We start from the raw sequence: 10,169 nt of genomic DNA, 5'->3' as shown, positions 1-10,169 counted from the left end.
ATGGAGAAATTTAAAGCTCCGCCGGTGCGTATGATCGCCCCGGGCGCGGTCTTTCGCCGCGATATGGATCTAACCCACACGCCGATGTTTCATCAAGTAGAAGGTCTCGTAGTCGAGCAGGGAGACCGCGTGAGCTTCGCAAATTTAAAATACGTTTTAGAGGAATTTTTGCGCTATATGTTTGGAGACGTGAAAGTGCGCTTCCGCCCGAGCTTCTTTCCGTTTACGGAGCCTAGCACTGAGGTCGATATCAGCTGTATTTTCTGCCACGGCCACGGATGCCGCGTCTGTAAGCAGACGGGCTGGCTCGAGGTGCTAGGCAGCGGCGTGGTCGATCCCAACGTATTTAAGGCGGTGGGCTGGAAAAATGTCAGCGGATACGCATTCGGGCTCGGCGTGGAGAGATTTGCGATGCTGCTACATGGTATCCCCGATCTGCGCTCGCTATTTGAAGGCGATATTAGATTATTGGAGCAGTTTAAATGATAATAACGAGAAATTGGTTGCAGGAGTGGATCGACATAAGCGAAATTTCAAGCGAAAGGCTGCTTTCTACGCTAAATTCCATCGGTCTTGAGGTTGACGCTCACGATAAAATTTCACTTCCTAAAGGCGTCGTCGTAGGACTCGTAAAAAGCAAGCGTCGTCACGAGAATTCCGATCATCTAAATGTCTGCGAGGTTGATGTCGGTAAGCAGAGCTTGCAGATCGTCTGTGGCGCGAAAAATGTCGAGGCTGGGCAATATGTCGCGGTTAGCCTAATCGGTGCCGTGCTTCCTAGTGGACTTGAGATAAAGCCCGCCAAACTTCGCGGAGTGGAGAGCTTCGGCATGATCTGCTCGGCAACCGAGCTTGGGCTTGCCAAGACGAATGACGGCATTATGGTGCTTGATAGCAGCATCGGCGAGCTCGTGCTCGGCAAGGAGCTGCGCGAGTATGAAATTTTTAACGACGATCTTATCGAGATCGAGCTTACCGCTAATCGCGGCGACTGCCTTAGCATCTTAGGCATAGCGCGCGATCTGGGTGCAGCGCTTGATCTGCCGCTAAAGGAAAAGCACGAGTTTGAAGATGCCGACGGAGCGCCTGGTATCGGTAGAATTTTAAGCGTGCGTGCAAGCGATGAGGTAAGCGCTAAATTTGCTTTTCGAGCTTATGAGATCAAAGGCGAGCTGAAGTTAAATTTAAAGCAGACCTTGCGTCTTGCAAGCGTTGGTATTTTGCAAAGCTGCGCGGTGCAAAATTTCATCAACTACGCTACTCATTCTACCGGAGTATTGCTGCGCGCTTATGATTTTGAAAAGATCGCTTCCGCAGATGGCAAGGTAGCGCTTGACATAAAGCCTATGCCAAACGGCGAGTTCGGCGTTTATGCGGGCAAGAGATTGCTTAGTGTAGCAGGGATTTGCCAAGACGCGGAGCTAAAGGCGTGTTGCAGTAGCAAAGTGGTGCTATTAGAGGCAAACTACACCGCGCCACTAATTATCGCCAAAGCAGTAAACGAAAACAAAAGCCTAAAAGGTGACGAGCACGTGTATCGCTCAAGCAGAGGCAGCGAGCCAAAGCTTAGGCTGGGGCTAGATCTGTTATTTAGATTGCTACTTAAAAATAAAGCCGTTAGCCTATATGCGGGCACGCAAAAGATTTCAAACGCTTTGGAGCCGCTTATTGTGGGCTTTAGCGAAAAAGAGATAAACTCAATGATCGGTGCGCAAATTCCGCGCGATAAGATCGTAAAAATTTTAAAAAGGCTGGGCTTTGATGTAGGCGTCGAAGCCGATCTAATCACCGCCAAGGTGCCGCCCTTCCGCCACGATATCGTAAATTCTCACGACGTGTGCGAGGAGATCGTGCGTATCGTGGGCATCGACAATATCGCCGCCGCACCGCTAAGCTTCTACGAAAAAAACCGCCTAAACGATACCTACGTAAGCTTATGTAATGGGCGCAAGCTTCGTAGCAAGGCGGCAGCAGTTGGATTTTTCGAGTGCGTGCATTATGTATTTGACGACGGTAAGGCGCTAGAAAGTTTAGGCTTTGCGCCGTGCAAGGTTAAAATTTTAAATCCGATCAACGGCGAGCTGGACGCGCTAAGACCGACGCTGATTAATCATCTGCTGGAATCTGCTGAGCGAAATTTAAAGAATTCCCGCAGAAGCGTTAAGCTTTTTGAGTTAGGAGAGGTGTTTGATGCGGACGGCTCGCAGTGCCTAAGGCTGGGCTTTATAGCTAGCGGACTAAAAGCCGAGCCCTCTATCGCGGCCGGCGCAAAACCCGAAGCGGTCGATTTTTTGTATTTTGCAAATTTAATCCAAAGCGTCATCGGTAAATTTAAGGTCAGGCTGCCCAGCGAAAATTTGAAATTTTTAAGCGAATTCGAGCAAGCTCAGATCGAGCAGGGCGGGCAGATAGTGGGCTTTATCGGGCGCGTGGATTACGCCGTAGAAGCAGGGCGTGATCTGGATAAAAGCTATCTGTGCGAGATCGATTTTTCCAAGCTTAAATTTGAAAATATCGTAGCGGACGCTTATTCGAAATTCCCTAGCGTATCGCGCGATCTAAGCATTTTGGTGCCGAGCGGAATGCGCTTCGAGCAGATTAAGCAGTGTATAGACGCCCTTAAAATCGAGGCGCTAAAGGAGCTTATCCCAAGCGATCTTTACAGCGACGAAAGCCTGGGTGATTCAAAGAGCCTGACGATCAGACTTGTATTTCAAGACCTTCAAAAAACGCTCTGCGACGAGGAAGTCGCGGGCTTTACCGATAAAATTTTAGCCGCGCTTAGCAGCGAGCTGGGACTTGGGTTGCGATGAGAATTTTTGCGCAAGCGGGCCCTTTGCGGGCGGAGATTTCAAACATCGCCGCGGATAAATCGATCTCGCATCGTGCGGCGATCTTTTCGCTGCTAGCGGAGGGAACGAGTAAAATTTCAAACTATCTAGCCGCCGAGGATACGCTAAATACGCTAAAGATCGTGGAGCTTTTGGGCGCTTGCGTGCAGCGCGATGCGGGCGAAATTTTAATCACTCCTCCCGCCGCCATCAAAGAGCCGAACGTCCCGCTTGATTGCGGTAACTCGGGTACGGCGATGCGGCTATTTATGGGCTTTTTGGCGGGACGCGAGGGCTTTTTCGTGCTGTGCGGCGATCGGTATCTAAGCGAGCGTCCGATGAGGCGCGTTGCGGATCCGCTTTGCAAAGTAGGCGCTAAAATTTACGGACGAGCAGGCGGCGAAAAGGCGCCGATTGCGGTGCTGGGGCAAAAGCTCGGGTATTTTGAATACGCGAGCAAGATTGCGTCCGCGCAGGTAAAGACCGCTCTGATTTTAGCGGCCTTGCGCGGCAGCGGATGTAAATTTAGCGAGCCCGAGCTTAGCCGCGATCACAGCGAGCGGATGCTAAAAGCGATGGGCGCGCAAATTTCGCAAAATGGTCTTGAGATCGAAGTCGCGCCGCTTAGCTCGCCGCTTAAACCGCTTGAAATTTTTATCCCAAACGATCCAAGCTCGGCGTTTTTCTTCGCGGTCGCCGCAGCGATAACCCCGAGCTCGCGCATAGTGCTAAAAAATATGCTGCTAAACAAAACTCGCATAGAGGCGTACGAAATTTTAAAACGTATGGGCGCCGAGGTAAAATTTCACAAGACGAGCGAAATTTACGAGCAGATCGGCGATATAGAGGTCGCTTACGCGCCGCTTCACGCCGTGGAGGTGAGCGAAAATATCTCCTGGCTGATAGACGAAGCGCCTGCGCTTGCGATCGCCTTTGCCTGCGCACAGGGAAGTAGCGTGCTTAGAAATGCCGCCGAGCTGCGCGTAAAGGAGTGCGACCGCATAAAGGTAACCTGTGAAGGGCTTCGCGCCTGCGGTATTAAGGCGCGCGAGCTGCAGGACGGCTGGCAGATCGAAGGCGGCGAGGCGAACGCGGCGATCATCACGCCGTGCGGCGATCACCGTATCGCGATGAGTTTTGCGATTTTGGGCTTAAGATCGGGGATGATCATCGAGGATAGCGATTGTATCGCGACGTCGTTTCCGAACTTTGCCGCGATTTTAAGACAGATCGGAGCCTGCGTTGAAGATTGAGATGGCCAAAAGCTACGGCTTTTGCTTCGGCGTCAAGCGTGCAATCAAGATCGCAGAAAGCGCCGGCGAGGCCGCTACGATAGGCGAACTGATACATAACGCCGAAGAGATCAACCGCCTAAAACAAAATTTCGGCGTCAAAACCCTGGAGGGCGTTAGCGAGATCAAGGACGAGCAAAAGCTCATCATCCGCACGCACGGCATCCAAAAGGACGATCTGCAAAACCTAAAAGCGCAAAACAAGCAGCTCATCGATGCTACCTGCCCCTTCGTTACTAAGCCGCAGCAGATCGTAGAAAAGATGAGCGCGGAAGGCTATGACATCGTGATCTTCGGCGATAAAAATCACCCCGAGGTAAAAGGGGTGAAATCCTACGCCAAAGGAAGAGTATATGTAGTGCTGGAGCCCGCGGAGTTGCTACAGATCAAGCTTGGGACTCGCGTCGCGCTCGTTTCGCAGACTACGAAAAAGATAGAAAGCTTTACTAAAATCGCGGATTTTTTGATGCAGCGCGCGAGAGAGCTGAGAATTTTTAATACGATTTGCAATGCGACGCTGGAAAATCAAGAGGCCGTAAAAAGCCTGTCGCAAAAGGCCGACGTGATGATAATCGTAGGCGGGAAAAATTCCTCCAACACCAAGCAGCTTTTTTTAATTTCACAAAATTTTTGCAAAGACAGCTATCTCATAGAAAACGAAAGCGAGCTTGAACGCTCGTGGTTTGAAAACAAAAGCCTCTGCGGCATCTCCGCAGGAGCTAGCACGCCTGATTGGATCATCAAAAAAGTAGTAGCGCGAATCGAAAATTTAACGCGGAATTTATAAACTCTCTTATCAAATTTACTCTTAGAAATTTATCAAATCGAAAGCAAATTTTGGCTAGAATCGCGCATTTTAGTTCTTTTCAAAAAAGCACAAATAAATTTAAAGGAAGCATATGGCTGAGGTGAACGAGAAGGTTCAAAACCACGCAGAGGAAGATTTTGCGACATTGTTAGAGGAGTATGACGCCGGGAAGTCTCGCGACGAGGTCGTCACAGGTAAGGTTATCGCCCTTAAGGACGGCGAGGTTTTCATAGACGTAGGCAGGAAGTCGGAGGGCATTTTGGACGCCGCCGAGGTGAGCGACGATCAAGGAAACCCGCAGGTTGACGTAGGAGATGACATCAAAGTCGCTATTATCGGAAGCAGAGGCGGTCGCCCGGTCGTATCGTATAAAAAGGCCCTAAAGAAGGAAAAAGTAAAGGCGTTCATCGACTCCTATGATGAAAACGCAGAAAATGTCTATGACGTTAAAATTCTATCGTTTAATAAGGGCGGTTTCGTTTGTGCTAACGCAGATGATGTGGAATTTTTTATGCCGCGCTCGCAAAGTGCGCTTAAAAATCCAAATGGCGCCGTCGGTAAAAATTTCAAAGTAAAGATCATTAAAGTTGATAGAGACGAGCAAAGCATCGTCGTATCGCGCAAGAAGCTACTTGATGAGGATCGCAAAGCAAGCAAAGAGGCGATCGAGAAAGTAATCGCTACTGAGGGCATCATCGAAGGCGTCGTCAAAAAAATCACCACCTACGGTATGTTTGTAGACGTAGGCGGCGTGGACGGACTCGTGCACTACAGCGAAATTTCATACAAGGGCCCGGTAAATCCAAGCTCGCTCTACAAAGAGGGCGATAAGGTTCCGGTTAAGGTTATCAAATACGATAACGATAAAAAGCACCTTTCTCTTTCGATCAAAGAGGCGATGCCCGATCCTTGGAACGAGATCAAAGATAGCCTGGAAGTGGGCGATACTATCCGCGTAAAAGTAAGTAATATCGAGCCTTACGGCGCGTTTGTCGATCTTGGCAACGACATCGAGGGCTTTTTGCATATCAGTGAAATTTCGTGGGATAAAAATATCAAAAATCCGAAAGATTTCATCAGCGAGGGTGAGGAGCTTGACGTCGAGGTCGTAGAGATTAACCCTAGCGAGCGCAGATTGCGCGTGAGCCTTAAAAATTTACTCACCAAGCCGTTTGACGAGTTTGTTGCTAAGCATAAAGTAGGCGACGTGCTAAAAGGCAGCGTCACTACGATTACAAACTTCGGCGCGTTTGTGAGGATCGACGGAGTAGAGGGACTTTTGCATAATGAAGACGCTTCATGGGATCGCGGCGAGAAGTGCAAAAATTTATTCAAAGTGGGCGACGAGATCGAGGTTAAGATCATCAAGATCGACAAAGATACTCAAAAAATTTCTCTAAATCACAAAGAGCTCGGCGATAGCCCTATTAGCGATTATGCCAAGAGCCACAATCAAGGCGATGTCGTAAAAGGCAAGATCCGCGATATTAAAGAGTTCGGAATTTTTGTCGAGCTTGGAGGCGGTATTGACGCGCTTATCCGCAAGGAAGATCTCGGCAACGTAAGCGTAGATAGCCTAAAAGTGGGCGACGAGATCGAGGCTGCGATCGCTTTCATCGACGAGAAGAAAAACAGAATTCGCCTAAGCGTGCGCAGGCTGGCTCATCAGAAGGAGCGCGAGGCACTAAACGAGATCAATAGTAACGACGACGAGAAGCAAAGCCTAGGGGATCTGATCAAAGATCAACTAAATAAATAATTCCTCCCGCAAGGCATCCCCGCCTTGCGGACCTACTTCAAAAGGTTAAATTTAATGAAAACTATCATAGTCTGCGACGCAATCCACAAAATCGGTTTTGATCTACTTAAGCAGGAATCAGACGTTAAAGTAATCGACGCCACGAGCGTGCCCAAGAGCGAGCTTTACGGAATTTTAGGCGATGCGGACGTCGCGATCACCAGAAGCTCTACAGCGGTGGATGAGAAATTTCTTGGCGCAGGCACCAAGCTAAAAGCGATCGTGCGCGCGGGCGTGGGCGTAGATAACTGCGACATCGACGGCTGCTCCAAGCGCGGCATTATTTTGATGAACATACCTACGGCAAACACCATCGCCGCGGTCGAAATGACCATGTGCCATCTGCTAAATGCGGCGCGCAAATATGTAAATTCCTGCAACGATCTGAAAATTAATAGAATTTGGAAGCGCGAGAAATGGTATGGTACCGAGCTTTATAAAAAGAGCCTCGGCATCATCGGCTTTGGAAATATCGGTTCGCGCGTGGGGGTGCGCGCGCTTGCGTTTGGGATGAACGTCATCGCCTACGATCCGTATATCGAGCCCGAGAAGGCCACGAAGCTCGGAGTAAAATATACGAAAAATTTCGACGAAATTTTATCTTGTGACTTCATCACGATCCATACGCCGAAAAATCAAGAGACGATAAATATGGTAGGCGAGCCTCAAATAGCGAAGATGAAAGACGGCGTGCGCCTAATAAACTGCGCTAGAGGCGGGCTGTATAATGAAAAAGCGCTCGCAAACAATCTACGCAGCGGCAAGATCGCGTATCTCGGTATCGACGTTTTTGACAAAGAGCCTGCGACCGATCACGAGCTTTTGGATATCGAAAATTTAAGTGCGACTCCGCATCTTGGAGCAAATACGCTCGAATCGCAAAGCAATATCGCCCGGGAAGCCGCAGAGCAGGCGATCAGCGCCGCGCGCGGCTTAAACTATCCAAACGCTTTAAATTTGCCGCTTAAGCTCGAGGATTTGCCGCGCGGTATTGAGCCGTATATAAATTTAGTCTCCAAAATGGCTTATCTTGCGGCGCAGATCAACAAAGGCCCGATCAAATCGATTCGCATCGAGGGCAGCGGCGAGGTGGTTCAGTATCTAAAATCGATGCTCGTTTTTGCAATCGTAGGCGCGCTGCACGATTCTTTGGGCGATTCGCTAAATTACGTCAATGCTAAATTTCTTGCGGATGAAAAGGGTATCGAGACGAGCTTCGGCGAGCTCGCGCGAAGTGTTTATAAAAGCGAAATCGCGGTCAAAGTTACGACCGACAAAGCGATCTCAAACGTCGCGGGTACGGTCTTTGACGGTAGCGAGGAGCGTATCGTAAATATCGGCGGATTTAAGACCGATTTTAAGCCGAAAGGCAAGATGATAATCTTCAAAAACACCGACGTGCCGGGCGTTATCAAATCCGTAAGCACGATCCTAGCCGACGAAAACATCAATATCGCGGACTTCCGCCTAGGCAGAGGCGAGGAGGGGGACGCTTTGGCGGTCATTTTGGTCGATTCCGAAGTGCAAAAAAGCACGCTCGATAAACTGGCGGCGCTTCAAACCTGCCTAATGGTGCGCTACGCAGCGCTTTAATCTTTTTCCGCTTAGGAGGTGGAATTTTAAATTTCGCCTCTCCCGAATTCTTTAATAATTTAAATTTACAATCCAGCCTACGATGGTGTTTATGAGACGATGCAGAAACGCGTGGCGAGGATTTTAGCGGAACTTGATATATGTGCAGAATCGGCGCTTGAGGTACGCTGTGGTATGCGGCTAGGCAGATACCTTTGAGCGTGCGGCTTTTGCAAACGCCGTGCGCGCTCTAAATTTAACTCTTGTCGCGGACTTACTTTTAAATTTAAATTTCGTCCTTGCAGATCTACTTTTAATTTTCATCATCGCGGCGCTTCAGATCAAATTTTGCCGCTATGCGGGTTTAGCACTAAAAGCCAGAGGCTGCGATGCGAAACGCAATCAAATTTTATTTTGGGCATTAAGAGCTAAACAAGAGTCGCTTCCAGGAAACATCGGAGTGTTAAATTTTATTTATAAGACAACGGCAAGGCGTTTTGCTTCAAATTTATGCGCGACAGGCACTTTCATCTCTAATCGTATCGCCCGTTTAAATTTAGGGCGGCTACCGAGCGATTGCATTGCTGATTAAATTTTACATTTTTGTCGAAACTACGCTTCGTTAAAAATTTCGCCCGGTCTAAATTTAGTCGATGTAAAATTTCAGCCGTAATGCGTCCTGCTAGTTTGCGAGTTTTAGTGTTTCGATTAGGCTTAAAATTTTGCGGATCTGCGTTTGGTATTCGCGCGCGAGCTCTATGCTAGCGGGCCTACCAAAAAGCGTAGTTTCAAAAAGATCGGGCGCACCGTTTAAAAATAGATATAAGCGCTCATCCATAAATACCGCGCTCAAGCTGAACTCGCCGCTCGTTTCGCGATTTATTTCGCGCAGACGCTCCATAAACGCGGGCGTTAGCAGATAGCGCGCTTCTACTTTGTCATCCGCAAACACGCGAAAATCGCGCATAAAATCCACATCGTCCATCATCTCTTTTTCGCCGAAGATCTTGGCGTTTAGCTCCCTGCTTACCACTATCGTTTTGCCCGAGGTTTTTTTCGCGAGCTCGCAGATCAGTACGTTGCCGTCAAAGTCCATATAGTTATCGTAGAATATTTTGATCAACATAATCGCCGCTATGAGCGGATTATCCGTTTTCATGTAAAACCTGCTATTGCTATGTACCTCGCTGAGGCTAAATTTAATCCCGCAGTACACACCCGTAATCCGATCCTCGCTTTTGATCTTAGATTTCCTATAAATTTTAAATTTTTGAAATTCCTCTTCTTGCATACCGGTATATGGATCGTATTTTAAACCGGCATCTATATCGTTTATTACGGCGCGGACGAATATCTCTTTATAAAATTTGTAGTAGCGAATTTCCGCTTCAGTTTCTTGACCGGCACAATGAAGAAGAAATATCCAAAAGATCTGAAAAAGGATCAATACGCCCAAAAATTCGGCAATTTTTATCAGAGGAGTGTCTACTTTAACGCCGTCTAGATACACTAATACGAATAGGACCGCAAAAAAGGCGGCTATACTGAGGTAGCGGTATCTATTAAAAGCTCTAGCGCACGCTTTTTGTTCGGTTAAAGTTTGCGAAATAGCATCTTGCAAAGAAGGCGACATATCTATCCTTGAGAAAAATTTCGCCCGTATTGTAGCGAAATTTAGCGGAATTCATAAAGAGCGAATTCCGCCGCATAATTAATAGTCGAAATCGGAGCTTAATTTACGCAGTCCTTGCGGCGTGAATTTTAAAATCTTACTATTCTGAAAACAATTCGCACCGGATTTAAAATTTAACGCATTGCGTAAGCTTATATTTCACGCGAGCCGCCTTTGTAAATTTGCTTTCAAATTT

Annotated in this window: 6 protein-coding genes and 1 pseudogene; 6 read left to right on the top strand and 1 reads right to left on the bottom strand. The window is 48.1% G+C overall.

Annotated features, from left to right (window positions below):
* From Q0256_RS11545 to serA, 6 genes and pseudogenes are all read left to right on the top strand, one after another.
* A pseudogene (locus Q0256_RS11545) lies at nt 1–486 on the top strand (phenylalanine--tRNA ligase subunit alpha); the annotation flags it as partial.
* Nucleotides 483–2,813 carry a phenylalanine--tRNA ligase subunit beta gene (gene pheT, locus Q0256_RS11540; protein ID WP_297963278.1) on the top strand — a complete coding sequence of 777 codons (2,331 nt, stop codon included), beginning with the start codon at nt 483–485 and terminating at the stop codon, nt 2,811–2,813. The pseudogene Q0256_RS11545 and the gene pheT, both read left to right, overlap by 4 nt.
* The gene (gene aroA / locus Q0256_RS11535) at nt 2,810–4,084 is read left to right on the top strand and encodes a 3-phosphoshikimate 1-carboxyvinyltransferase (protein WP_297963275.1); all 1,275 of its coding nucleotides are present in this window, start codon (nt 2,810–2,812) and stop codon (nt 4,082–4,084) included. Before pheT ends, aroA begins: the two co-directional genes overlap by 4 nt.
* Entirely contained in the window at nt 4,074–4,910 is an 837-nt protein-coding gene (locus Q0256_RS11530; protein WP_297963272.1) for a 4-hydroxy-3-methylbut-2-enyl diphosphate reductase, read from the top strand. The genes aroA and Q0256_RS11530 overlap by 11 nt, the downstream gene beginning before the upstream one ends.
* Before the next feature lie 112 nt (nt 4,911–5,022).
* Entirely contained in the window at nt 5,023–6,690 is a 1,668-nt protein-coding gene (locus tag Q0256_RS11525) for a 30S ribosomal protein S1 (RefSeq protein ID WP_297963269.1), read from the top strand.
* A gap of 54 nt (nt 6,691–6,744) precedes the next feature.
* Entirely contained in the window at nt 6,745–8,322 is a 1,578-nt protein-coding gene (gene serA, locus Q0256_RS11520) for a phosphoglycerate dehydrogenase (protein WP_297963266.1), read from the top strand.
* A 661-nt stretch (nt 8,323–8,983) separates the two neighbouring features.
* Here serA and Q0256_RS11515 read toward each other — a convergent pair.
* A complete protein-coding gene (locus tag Q0256_RS11515; protein ID WP_297963264.1) occupies nt 8,984–9,934 on the bottom strand; it encodes a DUF3137 domain-containing protein in 951 nt (316 codons plus the stop codon).
* Nucleotides 9,935–10,169 lie beyond the last annotated feature (235 nt).

The sequence above is a fragment of the uncultured Campylobacter sp. genome (assembly GCF_937949835.1).
Classification (GTDB): domain Bacteria; phylum Campylobacterota; class Campylobacteria; order Campylobacterales; family Campylobacteraceae; genus Campylobacter_B.
Note: the sequence above shows the minus strand (reverse complement) of the source record. Positions and strands in the feature narration are given on the sequence as shown.

Excerpts from the sequence above, each read along its gene's own strand:
- serA (WP_297963266.1), top strand. The coding sequence starts at position 6,745 with ATGAAAACTATCATAGTCTGCGACGCAATCCACAAAATCGGTTTTGAT.
- pheT (WP_297963278.1), top strand. The coding sequence starts at position 483 with ATGATAATAACGAGAAATTGGTTGCAGGAGTGGATCGACATAAGCGAA.
- aroA (WP_297963275.1), top strand. The coding sequence starts at position 2,810 with ATGAGAATTTTTGCGCAAGCGGGCCCTTTGCGGGCGGAGATTTCAAAC.
- Q0256_RS11515 (WP_297963264.1), bottom strand. The coding sequence starts at position 9,934 with ATGTCGCCTTCTTTGCAAGATGCTATTTCGCAAACTTTAACCGAACAA.
- Q0256_RS11525 (WP_297963269.1), top strand. The coding sequence starts at position 5,023 with ATGGCTGAGGTGAACGAGAAGGTTCAAAACCACGCAGAGGAAGATTTT.